General features: G+C 67.2%; 13 protein-coding genes and 1 other RNA gene. 6 read left to right on the top strand and 8 right to left on the bottom strand.

Annotated features, from left to right (window positions below; translation table 11 throughout):
* Nucleotides 1-2 precede the first annotated feature (2 nt).
* Nucleotides 3-360, bottom strand: a transfer-messenger RNA (tmRNA) gene (gene ssrA / locus FM069_RS13460).
* Nucleotides 361-489: 129 nt separating this feature from the next.
* On the opposite strand from ssrA, the gene FM069_RS13455 reads away from it, so the two are divergent.
* Nucleotides 490-3,399 carry an ATP-binding protein gene (locus tag FM069_RS13455; RefSeq protein ID WP_143488878.1) on the top strand — a complete coding sequence of 970 codons (2,910 nt, stop codon included), beginning with the start codon at nucleotides 490-492 and terminating at the stop codon, nucleotides 3,397-3,399.
* A gap of 394 nt (nucleotides 3,400-3,793) precedes the next feature.
* Here the strand turns inward: FM069_RS13455 and FM069_RS13450 are convergent, their stop codons facing one another.
* The 4 genes from FM069_RS13450 to FM069_RS13435 all read right to left on the bottom strand — a co-directional run bounded on the left by FM069_RS13450 (nucleotide 3,794) and on the right by FM069_RS13435 (nucleotide 10,034).
* Complete coding sequence (locus FM069_RS13450; RefSeq protein ID WP_143488877.1) at nucleotides 3,794-4,072, bottom strand: hypothetical protein; 279 nt, start codon at nucleotides 4,070-4,072, stop codon at nucleotides 3,794-3,796.
* Between the two features lie 134 nt (nucleotides 4,073-4,206).
* Complete coding sequence (locus FM069_RS13445) at nucleotides 4,207-7,029, bottom strand: FAD-binding and (Fe-S)-binding domain-containing protein (protein ID WP_143488876.1); 2,823 nt, start codon at nucleotides 7,027-7,029, stop codon at nucleotides 4,207-4,209.
* Nucleotides 7,030-7,097: 68 nt separating this feature from the next.
* Entirely contained in the window at nucleotides 7,098-8,255 is a 1,158-nt protein-coding gene (lldD, locus tag FM069_RS13440; protein WP_143488875.1) for an FMN-dependent L-lactate dehydrogenase LldD, read from the bottom strand.
* A 120-nt stretch (nucleotides 8,256-8,375) separates the two neighbouring features.
* Nucleotides 8,376-10,034, bottom strand: coding sequence for a lactate permease LctP family transporter (locus FM069_RS13435; RefSeq protein ID WP_143488874.1), 1,659 nt, complete (start codon nucleotides 10,032-10,034; stop codon nucleotides 8,376-8,378).
* Between the two features lie 268 nt (nucleotides 10,035-10,302).
* On the opposite strand from FM069_RS13435, the gene FM069_RS13430 reads away from it, so the two are divergent.
* Nucleotides 10,303-11,070 carry an FCD domain-containing protein gene (locus tag FM069_RS13430; protein WP_143488873.1) on the top strand — a complete coding sequence of 256 codons (768 nt, stop codon included), beginning with the start codon at nucleotides 10,303-10,305 and terminating at the stop codon, nucleotides 11,068-11,070.
* A gap of 40 nt (nucleotides 11,071-11,110) precedes the next feature.
* On the opposite strand, the gene smpB is transcribed toward FM069_RS13430, so the two are convergent.
* The gene (gene smpB, locus FM069_RS13425) at nucleotides 11,111-11,587 is read right to left on the bottom strand and encodes an SsrA-binding protein SmpB (RefSeq protein ID WP_143488872.1); all 477 of its coding nucleotides are present in this window, start codon (nucleotides 11,585-11,587) and stop codon (nucleotides 11,111-11,113) included.
* 168 nt (nucleotides 11,588-11,755) lie between these two features.
* Between smpB and FM069_RS13420 the strand changes: the two genes are divergently transcribed.
* A complete protein-coding gene (locus tag FM069_RS13420; protein WP_143488871.1) occupies nucleotides 11,756-12,190 on the top strand; it encodes a type II toxin-antitoxin system RatA family toxin in 435 nt (144 codons plus the stop codon).
* The gene (locus tag FM069_RS13415; RefSeq protein WP_143488870.1) at nucleotides 12,183-12,488 is read left to right on the top strand and encodes an RnfH family protein; all 306 of its coding nucleotides are present in this window, start codon (nucleotides 12,183-12,185) and stop codon (nucleotides 12,486-12,488) included. Before FM069_RS13420 ends, FM069_RS13415 begins: the two co-directional genes overlap by 8 nt.
* Before the next feature lie 69 nt (nucleotides 12,489-12,557).
* Here FM069_RS13415 and FM069_RS13410 read toward each other — a convergent pair whose 3' ends face one another.
* Nucleotides 12,558-13,082 carry an outer membrane protein assembly factor BamE gene (locus tag FM069_RS13410; protein WP_143488869.1) on the bottom strand — a complete coding sequence of 175 codons (525 nt, stop codon included), beginning with the start codon at nucleotides 13,080-13,082 and terminating at the stop codon, nucleotides 12,558-12,560.
* A gap of 99 nt (nucleotides 13,083-13,181) precedes the next feature.
* Here FM069_RS13410 and fur point away from each other — a divergent pair, with 99 nt between their 5' ends.
* On the top strand, nucleotides 13,182-13,586 hold the full coding sequence (fur, locus tag FM069_RS13405; protein ID WP_143488868.1) for a ferric iron uptake transcriptional regulator: 405 nt from the start codon (nucleotides 13,182-13,184) through the stop codon (nucleotides 13,584-13,586).
* Nucleotides 13,587-13,650: 64 nt separating this feature from the next.
* On the opposite strand, the gene recN is transcribed toward fur, so the two are convergent.
* Nucleotides 13,651-15,324: a DNA repair protein RecN gene (gene recN / locus FM069_RS13400; RefSeq protein WP_143488867.1), complete on the bottom strand. Its 1,674-nt coding sequence runs from the start codon at nucleotides 15,322-15,324 to the stop codon at nucleotides 13,651-13,653.
* A gap of 203 nt (nucleotides 15,325-15,527) precedes the next feature.
* Here recN and grpE point away from each other — a divergent pair, with 203 nt between their 5' ends.
* The gene (grpE, locus tag FM069_RS13395) at nucleotides 15,528-16,091 is read left to right on the top strand and encodes a nucleotide exchange factor GrpE (RefSeq protein ID WP_143488866.1); all 564 of its coding nucleotides are present in this window, start codon (nucleotides 15,528-15,530) and stop codon (nucleotides 16,089-16,091) included.
* Nucleotides 16,092-16,109 lie beyond the last annotated feature (18 nt).

The raw sequence follows: 16,109 nt of genomic DNA, 5'->3' as shown, positions 1-16,109 counted from the left end.
TTTGGTGGAGCCGGGGGGATTTGAACCCCCGTCCGCCAGCTCTCCGCTATTGGTTCTACATGCATAGCCATCTCTATTGAGTTAACTCCTCGCGGCCCGAGTGGCAGGGCGCTTGGAGCGAGCTGTATGAGTTTTAGCCGTTACGTCTACAGCGAACTTGGCGGCGATCCTGTTCTATATGACTGACCAGATCTTCGGGTTTACAGGCATCCCCTAGGGTCAGCTAGCGGCACTTAGGCTGCTAGAGCGTAGTTGTCGTCGTTGGCAACTATAAGTTTGCAGCAGCTAATTTACGAGTTCTGCTACCAGCTCGGCATGCCCCTCAAGTTTTGTTACCGGCGTCGAATCCTGATCGGCCCCGCGACACGGCTTTTCCGGCCGTATCGGTCCCGAGTGTACCGAAAGGAGAGGCTGACGTCGACCCTGCCTTTCCCCGCGCTGGTCTATATGATTGCGGTCTGTTTCGCGAGCCCTTGGGGAGCGTTTTCGATGCCGCGCAAGTCGGGTAAAGCTTTGCGTCAATGGATCTGGCGTGCCTTCGTTCAGAGTGCGCTGATTCCCTTGGTGCTGGTGGAATCGGTGCTGATCGCCGTCTACCTGCTGAGCAACGGCGCGATCCGCGACGCCCAGCTGGAGTACCTGCAGCGCAACGCCGTGCAGGACCTGGCCGGTGCCGTGCATCGGGAAGGCCAGGTGATCGCCGGGCGGCTGGCGAGCATCGAGGCGCAGCTGCGCATCTACCGCGATGCCACCGCCACGGCCCTGGCGGATCATCGTTTCGAGCCTGACGAGACCGAGCGTTACCGCCATACCCAGAGCCCGGACGGCGTGTTCTACAGCCGCAGCGACGACGGCCGTGCCGCCTCCTTCTATTCCAACAGCACACCCCTGGACCAGCAGGACCACGCCAAGGCCATGCGCCTATCCCAGGTGGACCCGCTGATGCGCTCGATCCGCACGGCCAACCCGCTGGTGGCGGCGGTGTATTACAACAGCTGGGACAGCTACAACCGCATCTACCCGTTCTTCGCGCCGCTGGAACAGTATCCCCACGACATGGTGATACCGAACTACAACTTCTATTATCTCGCTGACGCCCAGCACAACCCGCAGCGTTCCCTGGTCTGGACCGACGTCTATCTCGATCCGGCCGGCCAGGGCTGGATGATGTCGGCCATCGCGCCGATCTACCGCGGCGACTTTCTCGAAGGCGTGGCCGGCCTCGACCTGACCGTCGGGCAGATGCTCAGCGAGATCAGCCACCTGGCGGTGCCCTGGCAGGGCTACGCGATGCTGGTGAGCCGGGACAACAACATCATGGCCCTGCCGGAGGCGGGCGAGCAGGACTTCGCGCTGCGGGAGCTGACCAGTTATTCCTACGCCGAGGCGGTGCGCCGCGAAGTGCTCAAGCCCGAGGACTTCAACCTGGGCCGGCGCCAGGGTATGCAGCCCTTGCTGCAGGCGATGGCCGCCAAGCGCGACAACAATGTGCAGGAAGTGATGCTCGGCGGGCGCAAGCAACTGGTGGCCTGGAGCGAAATTCCTCAGACCGGCTGGCGCCTGCTGATGGTGGTGGACGAGGCGGACATCTTCCACGAGACCAACACCCTGGCGCTGCGCTACCAGCAGATCGGCTATGTGCTGATCGCCGGCCTGGTGCTGTTCTATGCGCTGTTCTTCGCCTGGATGTGGGCGCGCTCGCGCCACCTGAGCGATGCCTTGGCCCACCCCATCGCCGGGATCGTGGAAATGATGCGGCAGATCGGCGAGGGGCAGTACCGGCCGGTGGCGCCGCAGACCCGGATCAATGAACTGAGCAGCATGGCCGAGGCGGTGCAACTGGCGGGTGCGCAGCTCGAAGCCAGCGAGCTGAAGCGGCACGAGGCGCAACGCAGCCTGGAACTGGTGCTGGAGAGCACCACCGAGAGTATCTGGGAGGTGGACGCCAACACCCTGGCGTTCAAGATCAGCGGGCGCTTCGTCAAGCGCTTCGGCCTGGGCAGCGATACCCTGACCTTCAATGACTTCAACCAGCGGGTGCACCCGGACGACCTGGACCGGGTGCGTCGCCTGCGGCAGCTGTTCATGGAGAGCAGCGACGGCAACTTCGACGTGGAATACCGCTTCGCCGACGCCCAGGGCCGCTATGCCTGGCTGCTGAGCCGCGGCAAGGTGCTGGAGCGGGATGCCTACGGCCGGGCGCTGCGGGTGGCCGGCACCCACGTGGACATCACACGCCTGAAGCAGGTGGAGGAAGAACTGCGCCGCGCGACCCGCGAGGCCCAGGCCGCCAGCCAGGCGAAGAGCCGCTTCCTCTCCAGCATGAGCCACGAGCTGCGTACGCCGCTCAACGCCATCCACGGCTTCGCCCAGCTCATCGCCCTGGAGGCCGAGGAGCACGATCCCCAGGCGGAGTGCGTGGAGCTGGAATACGCCCGGGAGATCGTCAAGGCCAGCCGCCACCTGACTTCGCTGGTGGACGATATCCTCGATCTGTCGAGCATCGAGAACCGCCGGCAGAAGCTGCAGCTGGAGCCGGTGGACATCGGCGCGGTGCTCAGCGGCTGCGCCGAGCTGATCCAGCCGGAGTTGCAGTCGCGCCAGCTCGACCTGCAGATGACCGAGCTGCCGGAGCCGCCGCTGTACGTCCTGGCCGATGCCCGCCGCCTGCGCCAGGTGGTACTGAACCTGCTGTCCAACGCCATCAAGTACAACAGCCCGCAGGGGCTGGTGCGGCTGGGCTACGAGCTGCGACCCAGCGGCGTGCGCCTGTGGGTGGAGGACACCGGCAGCGGCCTCAGCGCCGAGCAGCAGGCCCAACTGTTCCAGCCGTTCCAGCGCCTCGGGCGAGAGAACTCCACCATCCCGGGTACCGGCATCGGCCTGGTGCTCTGCCGGGAGCTGGCGGACCTGATGGGCGGCGAGATGGGCTACAGCAGCACCGCCCACGTGGGCAGCCGTTTCTGGATCGAGCTGCCGGGCGCGGCGCGCCCGGAACCCGACGAGGCCGGCGCCCTGCGGCCGGAGCGCCTGCCCGACCTGCTGTGCGTCGAGCCGGGCCTGGCCTGCGCCCAGTCCCTGCGGGAGGGTCTGCGGGAGCAGGTGAACGTGCACGCCGTGGATGGTGCCACCCGCGCCCGTACCGAACTCCAGCTGTTGACGCCGGACCTGGTGCTGCTGGACCTGGACCTGCTGGATGGCGATGCGCTGGCGCTGCTGGACGGGTTGCGCCAGGAGCCGCGCACCCAGTCGATCCCGGTGGTGGTCATCGGTTCGAGCCTGTCCCAGGACATCTTCGCCGAGGCCCGGGAGCGGGGCGCCACCGCCTGCCTGAGCAAGCCGGTGGACCACGCCCAGATACGACGCCTGGTGCTGTCGCTGCTGGGTAGCGCCTGGTGAGGGCAGGGAGGCCCGTTGGCTTCGCCTGAGGGGTCGGTCGCACATGGGCGTGCTTCCCACTGTCGAGGTCGTGCGAGCGGTGCGTGATGGGCGGTGGCTTCATCGACCACTGGCGTAGCGCGGCGGAGCGATGTGCGCCTGGTGCGGCTGTGCCTCGACTCGACCGGCGTTTTCGCCTTGCTCCATGTGCTGGGAGACCAAGCGGCACGTCGGGCCTGATCTGGGCGATTGGGATTGGAGTCGAGGCGCGCGGGGAAAGGGCTAACCCGCTCGAACAGCTTCGCGGTCGTTATTGCCGTCAGGCTCGGTTTTTTAAAAAAACGGCCCAATGAAAAAGGCCAGCCTGAGGGGCTGGCCTTTTTCATAACCGGGAATGCAGGGTCGAACGAACCGATTACTGGGTCCCTTCGCCACCGCCCTCGGTGTTCTGCTTCTCCAGCAGGGTCAGCGCTTGCTGAGCGGAGCTGGCGCATTTCTCCAGGTCGCCGGCGGCCTGGTATTTCTTGGCCTCGCTTTCCAGATCGGCGACCTGTTGCTTGAGCGGGTCACCCAGGATCGGGTTGGTGGCCTTGTTGTCTTCGATCTTCTGCAGGTTGACGCGGCACAGGTCTTCGGCGGCGAAGACCGGGGAAACCATCAACGCGGCGGTGATCAGCAGGGCGGTACGTTTCATCGCATGGATCCTCTTTTCATCCTCAGGCTCTCGGATGTCCTCTCGGTGGACTGAGGGCACGCAAACCTCCGAGTCGAATGGGCCCGCCGCATGGGCGGGCTTACTGGAATGGACTTCCGTGCGTCGGCGAGGGTTCAGTCGAATGCTGGCACTTTGGGGCGGCTGACCCGATCCACCAGGTAGACCAGCCCGTGGTAGTCGATGCCGCCGTGCTGGCTGAGGCCGATCTCGCAGGTGCGGCTGGTGGAGATGCCTTCGTCGCAGTGCTGCACCGCCTGGCGCAGGCGTCGCAGGGCATGGGCGTTCAGCTCGGGCGTGGTGAACCCCTTGTCGCCGGCGAAGCCGCAGCAGTGGATGCCTTCCGGGACCACTACCTGGGTGCTGCAGCGCCGCGCCAGGTCGATCAGCGCCTGGCTTTCGCCCAGGTGCTGGGTGCTGCAGGTGACGTGCACCGCCACCGGGCGATCCTCGGGAACGATCTCCAGGCGCTCCAGCAGATGGGTGCGGATGAACCGCACCGGGTCGTACAGGTCCAGCCGCGGGTCCAGGCCTTCCTGCAGCAGGCGCAGGGTGCACGGGCTGGTGTCGCAGTAGATCGGGTCGAGGCCACCGCGGCTGGCCTCCAGCAGGGCATCGACGAGTTCCTGGCGCTTGGCCGCGGCCTGGTCGGCGTAACCCTTGGAGGCGAAGGGCTGGCCGCAGCAGAGGGCGTCGCCGGCGGCCGGCACCACCACCTGGTAACCGCCTTTCTCCAGCAGCGCGCGGGTCTTCTCCATCAGCGGCATCCGCTCCGCGTCGCCGGCGGCGGGGCCCATGGCCCGGGACACGCAGGCGGCCAGGTAGACCACCCGCGGCCGCGCATCGGTGGCCGGTAGAGGCTGGAGACGCAGCGGCTGGGTGGCCTGGGGCATGGCCGGCGACCACTGGGGCAGGCGGTTGCCGGAGAGTCGCCGCAACGCCGCGCTGGTGCGCGCCAGGCGGGGGGCGCCCAGGAGCCGCCGGGCGCTGTCGGCGGCGCGCAGGGTCAGGCGGGCGCCGCGCAGGGTCGTGGCGAAGTGCCCGGCGAACCAGTCGGCGGCGCCGGCGTGGTGGGCGTCCTGGCCGCGCAGCTTGCGCACCAGTTCGCCGGTGTTGATGCCCACCGGGCAGCGCTGGGCGCACAGGCCGGTGGCGGCGCAGGTCTCCAGGCCCTGGTAGCGGTAGGCCTCGTGCAGCGCGCCGGTGTCCTCGCCGCGACGGGTGCGCGCCTGCAGGTCGCGCCACATGACGATGCGCTGGCGCGGCGTCAGGGTCAGCCCGTTGGACGGGCAGACCGGCTCGCAGAAGCCGCACTCGATGCACTTGTCGACGATGGGGTCGGCGGCCGGCAATGGCTTGAGGTTCTTCAGGTGGATCTGCGGGTCTTCCGAGAGCACCACGTCCGGGTTGAGGATGCCGCGCGGGTCCAGGAGGCGCTTGAGGGTCCACATCAGCTGGTAGGCGTCATGGCCCCACTCCAGCTCGACGAAGGGCGCCATGTTGCGCCCGGTGCCGTGCTCGGCCTTCAGCGAGCCGCCGAACTCCACCGCTACCAGCTGCGCCACGTCGTCCATGAAGGCCTGGTAGCGCCGTACCTGCTCCGGGCTGTCGAAGCCCTGGGTGAAGACGAAGTGCAGGTTGCCTTCCAGGGCGTGGCCGAAAATGATCGCCTCGTCGTAGCGATGCCGCTCGAACAGCTCGATCAGCCGGTTGACGCCGTCGGCCAGTCGCTCCACCGGGAAGGTCACGTCCTCGATGATCACCGTGGTGCCGGTCTCGCGCACCGCGCCCACCGCCGGAAAGGTGTCCTTGCGAATCCGCCAGAGCTGGTTGTACACCGCCGGGTCCTGGCTGAAGTCCACCTGCTTCTCCACCGGGAACGCCGCCAGGCTGGCGCGGATGGCCGCCAGCTGGGCATCCAGGTCGTCGGCCGTGGCGGCCCGGGACTCGATCAGCAGGGCGCAGGCGCCCGCCGACAGTTCCCGCACCCAGGCCGGCATGCCCTGCATGGCCTGCACCGAGCGCAGGCTGCGGCGGTCCAGCAGCTCCACTGCCGACACTGGCTGGCGCTTGAGCACCGGCACCGCCTGGCAGCAGGTCTCCACGTCGGGGAACACCACCAGGGCGGTGGCTTTGTGAGGATGCTCTGGCACGGTGTCGTAGGTCACCGCGCTGATGAAGCCCAGGGTGCCCTCGGAGCCCACCATCAGGTGGGTGAGGATGTCCAGGGGCTCCTCGTAGTCCACCAGGGCGTTCAGGGACAGGCCGGTGGTGTTCTTCAGCCGGTACTTGTGGCGGATGCGCTGGGCCAGGGCCTCGTCGGCGCGGGTCTGCCGGCCGAGGGCGGCCAGCTGCGCCAGCAGGGCGCCATGGCGGGCGCGGAAGGCCGTCACGCTGGCGCGGTCCTCGGTGTCCAGCAGGGTGCCGTCGGCCAGCAGTAGGCGCATGCCGGCCAGGGTGTGGTAGGTGTTCTGCGCCGTGCCGCAGCACATGCCGCTGGAGTTGTTGGCGACGATGCCGCCGATCTTCGCCGCGTTGATGGAGGCCGGGTCCGGCCCGATCTTGCGGCCGTAGGGGGCGAGCCAGGCATTGGCCTGGGCGCCGATGACCCCGGACTGCAGGCGGATGCGCGCGCCGTCATCGCGGATGTCGCGGCCGTTCCAGGCGTCGCCCAGGACGATCAGTACCGAGTCGCTGATGGCCTGGCCGGAGAGGCTGGTGCCGGCGGCGCGGAAGGTCACCGGCACGCGCTCGGCGTGGGCCAGGCTCAGCAGCTCGGCCACTTCCGCCTCGGACTCCACCCGCACCACCAGTTTCGGGATCAGCCGGTAGAAGCTGGCGTCGGTGCCGAAGGCCAGGGTGGACAAGGGGTCATCGAAGCGCCGCTCGCGCGGGATCAGGCGTTCGACGGCCAGCAGGAAGGCGGCGGGCAGGCTCATGCGGGCTCCAGTCATCATCGGTTGCCGCGGGCCGTTCGAGCGGCCCGTCGGGGGTGTCTCGGGTCGCCCTAGGCGGGCTGGGCGACGGGCAGTTCGCGGACCAGCGATTCGGCGCTGATCTCGGCGATGGACTTGGCGCCGGTGAGCACCATGGCCACGCGCATTTCCTTCTCGATCAGGTCCAGCAGGTTGGCCACGCCGGCGCCGCCGGCCGCAGCCAGGGCGTAGACGAACGCACGGCCCAGCAGCACGGTATCGGCGCCCAGGGCGATCATCCGCACCACGTCCAGGCCGGTGCGGATGCCCGAGTCAGCGAGGATCTTCAGGTCGCCCTTCACCGCGTCGGCGATGGCCGGCAGCGCCCGGGCGCTGGACAGCACGCCGTCCAGCTGGCGGCCGCCGTGGTTGGAGACCACGATGCCGTCGGCGCCGAATTTCACCGCGTCCCGGGCGTCCTCGGGGTCGAGGATGCCCTTGATGACCATCGGCCCCTGCCAGAAGTCGCGGATCCACTCCAGATCCTTCCAGGAAATGGACGGGTCGAAGTTGGTCGCCAGCCAGCCAATGTAGTCCTCGAGGCCAGTGGGGTTGCCGCGGTAGGTGGAGATGTTGCCCAGGTCGTGGGGGCGCCCCAGCAGGCCCACATCCCAGGCCCAGGCCGGATGTGTCATCGCCTGCAGCATGCGGCGCATGGCGGCATTCGGGCCACTCATGCCGGAATGCGCGTCGCGGTAGCGGGCACCGGGGGTGGGCATGTCCACGGTGAACACCAGGGTGGTCACCCCGGCGGCCTTGGCCCGCTCCAGGGCGTTGCGCATGAAGCCGCGGTCCTTGAGCACGTAGAGCTGGAACCACATGGGCCGGTCGATGGCGGGGGCCACTTCCTCAATGGGGCAGACCGAGACGGTGGACAGGGTGAAGGGAATCCCCTTGGCCGCCGCCGCTCTGGCCGCCTGCACCTCGCCGCGACGGGCGTACATGCCGGTCAGGCCTACCGGGGCCAGGGCCACCGGCATCGACAGGATCTCGTCGAACAGCCGGGTCTGCAGGCTCAGCTCCGACATGTTGCGCAGCACCCGCTGGCGCAAAGCGATGCCGGCCAGGTCCTCGACGTTGCGGCGCAGGGTGTACTCGGCGTAGGCGCCGCCGTCGATGTAGTGGAACAGGAACGGCGGCAGCTTGCGCTGCGCAGCGGCGCGGTAGTCGGTAGAGGCCGAGATGATCATGGGATTCACACCGAGTGGAGGAGCGGCCCGGGGCGGCTCGGGTTGAACGAAGCGCCGCGGGGCGGCGCCGGCGAAAACGGTTCGACCGGGCACCCGTGGCGGGGGTGCCCGGCCGGCGACTCAATGCACCAGCATGCCGGTGAACACGTAGGCCTGGGCCAGGGTAATCAGGCCCACCATGGCGGCGAACAGCAGGCTGTGCTTGAGGGTGAAGCGGAACAGGTCCGATTCCTTGCCCACCATGCCGGTGGCGGCGCAGGCCACGGCGATGGACTGCGGGGAGATCATCTTGCCGGTCACGCCACCGCTGGTGTTGGCGGCCACCAGCAGGGTGTCGTTGACCCCGATCTGGTGCGCGGTGGTCGCCTGCAGGGAGCTGAACAGGGCGTTGGACGAGGTATCCGATCCGGTCAGGAACACCCCCAGCCAGCCAAGGAACGGCGAGAAGAACGGGAAGGCCACGCCGGTTCCGGCCAGGACCAGCGCCAGGGTGGTGGACATGCCCGAATAGTTGGTGACGAAGGCGAAGGCCAGCACCATGCCGATGGACAGGATCGGCAGCTTCAGCTCCACCAGGGTGTCGCGGAAGGTGGTCAGACCAATCTTCGGCGTGATGCGCAGGATCAGCATCGAGACCACCGCGGATAAGAAGATCGCGGTGCCGGTGGCGGAGACCGGGTCCAGTTTGAAGACCGCGGCGATGGGCGTCGGAGCGGCGGCGATGGGCGCGACCTTCAGCACCAACTGGTCCAGGTGCGGGATGGCGAACATGAACACCCAGCTCTCCAGCGCGCCGCCGGGGGCGAACAACGCCTTGAACGGCTTCAGGGTCCAGACCATGACCAGCACGGTGAGCACCAGGAACGGCGACCAGGCCTTGAGGATCTGCCCGACGCTGTAGGGTGTCGCCGTGGCGCCGGTGACCACCGCGGCTTCGCCGGCGCCCTGGGCGGCGCGGGAGGTGGCCGGTTGCCAGACCTTCAGGAACAGCGCCAGGCAGATCAGGCTGACCAGGGCCGAGGTGATGTCCGGCAGTTCCGGGCCGATGAAGTTGGAGGTGAAGTACTGGGTCACCGCGAAGCTGGCGCCCGCCACCAGGGCGGCCGGCCAGGTCTCCCGCACGCCGCGCCAGCCGTCCATCATGGCGACCAGCCAGAACGGCACGATGATCGACAGCAGCGGCAACTGGCGACCGGTCATGGCGCCGATCTTGAAGGCGTCGATGCCGGTCACCTGGCCGGCGACGATGATCGGGATGCCCAGGGCGCCGAAGGCCACCGGCGCGGTATTGGCGATCAGACAGAGCCCGGCCGCGTACAGCGGGTTGAAGCCCAGGCCCACCAGCAGCGCGGCGGTGATCGCCACGGGGGCGCCGAAGCCGGCCGCACCTTCGAGGAAAGCGCCGAAGGAAAAGCCGATCAGCAGCACCTGCAGGCGCTGGTCGCCGGTGATGGACAGCACCGAGCTGCGGATCACTTCGAACTGGCCGCTCTTGACCGTGAGTTTGTAGAGGAACACCGCGGCGACGATGATCCACGCGATGGGCCACAGGCCGTAGGCGAAGCCGTAGCCGGCGGCCGCCAGCGCCATGTCGGCCGGCATGCCGAAGGCGACGATGGCGACGCCCAGGGCCAGTGCCAGAGTCAGGGTGCCGGCGAGGTAGCCCTTCATGCGGAACACCGCCAGCGCCAGGAAGAAGAAGACGATCGGGATGACGGCGACCAGTGCGGAGAGGCCGAGGCTGCCAAGCGGTGCATACAACTGTTGCCAGGCTTGCATGGAGGGAGGCTCCTGATTGTTGTTGGAATGCCTGTCGGGACGGCATCGTGTGCCATCCGGCTATTGAATAAATTGGTAAGACCAATTTACAATGGCGACGGCTCAGAGTAAGAGTCAGGTCCATGGCTGTCAAATTGCCGCACTACGACTTTGGTCTCACGCCCGTTCCCTTGAGGGCTGGGGTGTGCGCAGACAGTGCTGGCTGACGGGGGCCGAGAAGACCAATCCAGAGAGGGGCGCGGGGTTCGCGCAGGGAAGAGGAATACGCATGGGGTTCGACCAGATTCGTCAGCGCCGTCTGTCGGATGACATCGTTACGCAGCTAGAAGCGATGATCCTCGAGGGCACGCTGAAGCCCGGCGAGCGGCTACCGGCGGAGCGAGCGCTGGCGGAACAGTTCGGCGTCTCGCGGCCGTCGCTGCGGGAGGCGATCCAGAAACTGGTGGCCAAGGGGTTGCTGGTCAGCCGGCAGGGCGGGGGCAACTACGTCGCCGCCTCCCTGGGGGCCAGCTTCAGCGACCCGCTGCTGCACTTGCTGGAAGGCAGCCCGGAGGCTCAGCGCGACCTGCTGGAATTTCGCCATACCCTGGAGGGGTCCTGCGCCTACTACGCCGCCTTGCGGGCGACGCCGGTGGACCACCAGCGCCTGCGCGAGGCCTTCGAGGCGTTGCAGGCCTGTTACGAGCGGCAGGGCGAGGTCACCCGGGCGGAGGAGGGCGCGGCCGATGCTCGCTTCCACCTGGCCATCGCCGAGGCCAGCCACAACGCGGTGCTGCTGCACACCATCCGCGGGTTGTTCGACCTGCTCAAGCGCAACGTGGTGACCAATATCGGCGGCATGTACGAGCAGCGCAGCGAGACCCGGGACATGCTGCTGCGCCAGCACCGGGCGCTGTTCGACGCCATCATCGAGGGGCGGGCGGAAGAGGCGCGAGTGATTTCCCAGCGTCACATCGACTACGTGCAGGAGGTGTTGGCGGAGGTGCAGGAGGAGGCGCTGCGGATGGCACGCTCCCAGCGGCGTCAGGGGCTCTGACGCCAGGGGCGGCGGTCGCGTGAGGGCGGCCGCGGAAGGATCAGGCCTTTTCCTTGCGCATGGCGCGCTGGACTTCGCGGTCGGCGTCACGCTCTTTCTCGGTGTGACGCTTGTCGAATTCCTTCTTGCCCTTGCCCAGGGCGATCTCGCACTTGATCAGGTGCTTCTTCCAGTACAGCGATAGGGCGATGCAGGTGTAGCCCTTCTGCTGCACGGCGCCGAATAGCTTGCCCAGTTCGCGCTTGTTGAGCAGCAGCTTGCGGGTGCGGATGGGGTCGGCGATGACGTGGGTGCTGGCGGTGGTCAGGGGCGTGATGTGGCAGCCCATGAGCCAGGCTTCGCCGTCCTTGAGCAGGACGTAGCTGTCCACCAGCTGTGCCTTGCCGGCGCGGAGGCTTTTCACTTCCCAGCCGGCCAGGGCCATGCCCGCCTCGAATTTCTGCTCGACGAAGTAGTCATGCAGCGCTTTCTTGTTTTGCGCGATGTTGCCCTGCGGGGCTTTCTTTTGCTTGGCCATAGGCGCCGCATTATAGGGAGTCGCCTGCGACGCGGCTACGGTGGCGTTATACCTTGAGCGCGTCCGGTGAATCCCGGACAATGCCTGCTTTGCGTTGGCGGGTAGCAGCTCGCGGGCTGCGGTCGTCCCGCCGCTCCGGCGCGCGCCGCACGAGCGAGGAGAAGCCTTATGAGCACGCATATCCAGCGTTCGGCGCTGCTGCCCTATCCGGCGCAAGCGCTGTACGACCTGGTCAACGACGTGGCGCGCTACCCGGAATTCCTGCCCTGGTGTTCCGCCAGCGAAGTGCTGGAGTCGAGCCCCGAGCACATGCGCGCCAGCCTCACCGTGGGCAAGGCCGGGATCAGCCAGCGTTTCATCACCCGCAACACCCTCGTGCCGGGCAGCGCCATCACCCTAAACCTGGACGAAGGCCCGTTCACCCACTTCCAGGGGCAGTGGCAGTTCAAGTCCCTGGGCGAGAAAGCCTGCAAGATCAGCCTCGATCTGGATTTCGATTACGCCGGGACCCTGGTCAAGGCGACCCTCGGGCCGTTGTTCACCCAGGCCGCCAATACCATGGTCGACGCCTTCTGCCAGCGGGCCAAGCAGCTCTATGGCTAAGCCCGGGCTGGCCATCGAGGTGGCCTATGCCCTGCCGGATCGCCAGTGGCTGGTCGCCCTCGACGTCCCGCCCGGTACCACCGCGCGGCAGGCGGCCGTGCTCGCCGGACTGACAATGCAGGCGCCCGATCTCGACCCTTCGGCATGCCCTCTCGGCATCCATGGCAAGCGTGTGGCCAAGCCGGAGGAGCGGGTGCTGCAGGCAGGGGAACGGGTAGAGCTGTACCGGCCACTGCTCGCGGATCCCAAGGACGTGCGCAAGCAGCGCGCCGCGCGAGCGGCCGAGGCCAGGCGGTAACGACGCGGTTCGCAGCGAACCTGGCGGATGGTGGAAACGAAAAACCCGGCGAGTGGCCGGGTTTTCTGTTTACTGCGGGCTGGTTTCCAGTGGCTCGGGCGTCGGGATCGGCACCGGCTTCACGTCGTCCACATCGCGCTGGATCTGGTCCAGCAACGAGCCAGGCTTGGCGGGCTCTTCGGGCTTCTGCTGATCCTGATGCTGCGGCGGGGACACGCTGGTGCCATTGTCTTCGCCGAGGATCGCTTCGTCGCGGCTGACGCCTGGCATGAAATCGCCATTGAGGCCGACCAACTGGTCGTTTCCGTCGAACATCAGGCTGACGCGTTCCTGCTGCCGCTTACCGCCACCCGGCTGGATGCTGTAGAGGTAGTCCCAGCGGTTGGCGTGGAAGGTGTCGGTGATCAGCGGGTTGCCCATGATAAACCGCACTTGCCGGCGGGTCATTCCAGGCTTCAACTGGTCTATCATGTCCTGCGTCACGACGTTGCCCTGCTGGATGTCGATCTTGTAAACGCCGGGGAACGAGCAACCGGCAAGTGCGACCAGACCGGTGAAGGTCAGGCTGGCCAGCAGGAGCTTGGTGTTTTGCATCGGTGGGTGACTTCCACTATCTTGGCTGGGCAAATTAAAGCCCGATCATACCCGTATTGAGGGAAGCTGCGAAAGCCGCCTTCCATGAGAAAGCTGACCATGGTTGAAAATAACGAACTGCGTAAAGCCGGCCTCAAGGTGACCCTGCCACGGGTCAAGATCCTGCAGATGCTGGACTCCACCGAACAACGCCACATGAGCGCGGAGGACGTCTACAAGGCGCTGATGGATGCGGGCGAGGACGTGGGCTTGGCCACCGTCTACCGGGTGCTCACCCAATTCGAGGCAGCCGGCCTGGTGGTTCGTCACAACTTCGATGGCGGCCACGCGGTGTTCGAGCTGGCGGACGGCGGCCACCACGACCATATGGTGTGCGTCGACAGTGGCGAGGTGATCGAATTCTTCGACACGGAGATCGAAAAGCGCCAGCGGGAAATCGTCAAGGAGCACGGCTTCGAGCTGGTGGATCACAATCTCGTGCTGTACGTCCGCAAGCGCAAGTGATGCTTTCCTTCGGATCATGAAAAACGGCGACCTCGGTCGCCGTTTTTCATGCGCGATTGCCCATTCAAATGCTGGCGCTGGCCACCATCTTGCGGGCGTGGGCCAGGGATTCGCGGGTCATGTCCACGCCACCGAGCATGCGGGCGATCTCTTCCACCCGTGCCCCGTCCTTGAGCGACGCGACAGCAGTGCGGGTCTCCGCGCTGCCACGCTCCTTGTGCACGAACAGGTGGTGATGGCCCTGTGCGGCGACCTGGGGCAGGTGGGTCACGGTGAGCACCTGGCCGCGTTCGCCCAGGCGGCGCAGCAGTTGCCCGACCACCTCGGCGGTCGGCCCGCCGATGCCGACGTCCACCTCGTCGAACACCAGGGTCGGAACCCGGGAGGTCTGCGCGGTGATCACCTGGATGGCCAGGCTGATGCGCGACAGCTCGCCTCCCGACGCGACCTTGGCCAGCCCCTTGAGGGGTTGCCCGGGGTTGGCGCTGACCAGGAACTCGACGTTCTCCAGGCCCTGGGGCTGGGGATCGCCGCCCGGCAGTTCACGCAGCTCGATGCTCAGGCGGCCGCCCGGCATGCCCAGGTGTTGCATTTCCTGCTCCACGGCGGAGGCCAGCCGAGCCGCGGCCTCCTGGCGCAGGGCGCTGAGTTCGCCGGCTTTTTCCCGGTAGTGGCGTTCGTAGGCGATGAGTTCGTCGGCCAGGCGTTCGGCGGCCTGGTCGTCGGCGTTCAGGGTTTCCAGTTCGGCCTGCAGGCGTTTCTGCAATTCCCCCAGCTCGTCGGGCTGGACGCGATGCTTGCGGGCGAGGGTATAGAGGGCGTCGAGGCGTTCCTCCACCTGCATCTGGCGCTGGGGGTCGGCCTCGAAGCCGTCGACGAAGCGATTGAGCTCGCTGACGGCTTCCTCCACCTGGATCTGCGCGCTGGTGAGCAGGCCGAAGGCCTCGCCGAGCGCGCCGGGCTGGTCCTGGAAGGTGCTCAGGCGCTGCAGGCTGGAGCCAAGCACCGACAGGACATTGCCCGCGTCGCTCTCGCTGCACAGGTCCAATACCTGCCGGCAGGCACCGAGTACCTGGCCGGACTGGGTGAGGGTCTTGTGTTCCTGTTCCAGACGAACCAGTTCGTTCTCGCCCAGGCCCAGGTTCTCCAGCTCGTCCAGTTGGTAGCTGAGCAACTGGTGGCGGGCGCGCTGCTCGTCGCCCGCGCTGGACAGGCGCTCCAGCTCCTGGCGGGTCTGGCGCCAGCGCTGTGCCGCCAGGTGGACCTGGCGGGCGAGTTCGCTGGCGCCGGCGAATTCGTCCAGCAGGCGCCGGTGGGTCTCCGGCTTGAGCAGCGACTGGTGTTCATGCTGGCTGTGGATATCGATGAGCAGCTCGCCGAGGCTGCGAAGGTCGCCCTGGGGGCAGGGGGCGCCATTGATGTAGGCGCGGGAGCGCCCTTCCGCGGTGATCACCCGGCGCAGGATGCACGGGCCGTCGCCATCCAGGTCGCGTTCGCTCAGCCAGGCCCGGGCCTCGGGGATGGCGCTCAGGTCGAAGCTGGCCAGGATGTCCGCCTTGTCGGCGCCGGGGCGGACCGCGCCGCTGTCGGCGCGGCCGCCGAGGGTCAGCCCGAGGGCGTCGAGCATGATGGACTTGCCCGCGCCGGTCTCGCCGGTGATCACCGTCATGCCGCTGGACAGCTCCAGGTCCAGGTGCTCGACGATGGCGTAGTTGTGAACGGAGAGATGAACCAGCATGACGGCACTCCATTTCGCGTGTTGCTGGGTATTTATACAGTGTTGCCTGGCGTCGTCAACCGCCCCCGACGGAACGCCCGGTCCCGTTGTCGCTCGCCCCTGGCCTGGGTGCTGTGCAAGGCCCCTTGAAGCCTGTGGATTCGTCCCCATATAGGCGGGCAGAAGCGGCGGAGCGCGCCGCACCCGTTCGAGAGGAGGAAGGCATGGCTGACGAACAGATCCTGGACAACCAGAACCCCGAGGCGACCCCGGACACCGGTGCGAGCGACGATCTGGCGACCCGCGTGCAGGTGCTCGAGGAGCAACTGGCGGCGGCCCAGGACCAGTCCCTGCGCGTCGCCGCCGAGCTGCAGAACATCCGCCGGCGCGCCGAGCAGGACGTGGAAAAGGCCCACAAGTTCGCCCTGGAGAAATTCGCCGGCGACCTGTTGGCGGTGGTGGACAGCCTGGAGCGCGGCCTGGAGGTCACCAGCTCCGACGATGCCTCCAGCAAGGCCATTCGCGAGGGCATGGAACTCACCCTCAAGCTGTTCCTCGACACCCTCAAGCGTCATCAGCTGGAGCAGGTCGATCCCCACGGCGCGCCGTTCAACCCGGAGCACCACCAGGCCATGGCCATGGAGGAGAGCACCCATGTCGAGCCTGGCAGCGTGCTGAAGGTGTTCCAGAAAGGCTACCTGCTCAACGGCCGACTGCTGCGTCCGGCCATGGTGGTGGTCAGCAAAGCGCCGGCGGAAGCGCCGCCCAGCATCGACGAGCAGGCTTGAAAACGGACGACGCGTCCC

It is taken from the genome of Pseudomonas mangiferae (assembly GCF_007109405.1).
In the GTDB taxonomy this organism is placed as follows: Bacteria; Pseudomonadota; Gammaproteobacteria; order Pseudomonadales; family Pseudomonadaceae; genus Pseudomonas_T; species Pseudomonas_T mangiferae.
The sequence above is the reverse complement of the archived record's forward strand: the minus strand, read 5'-3'. Positions and strand labels throughout refer to the sequence as shown.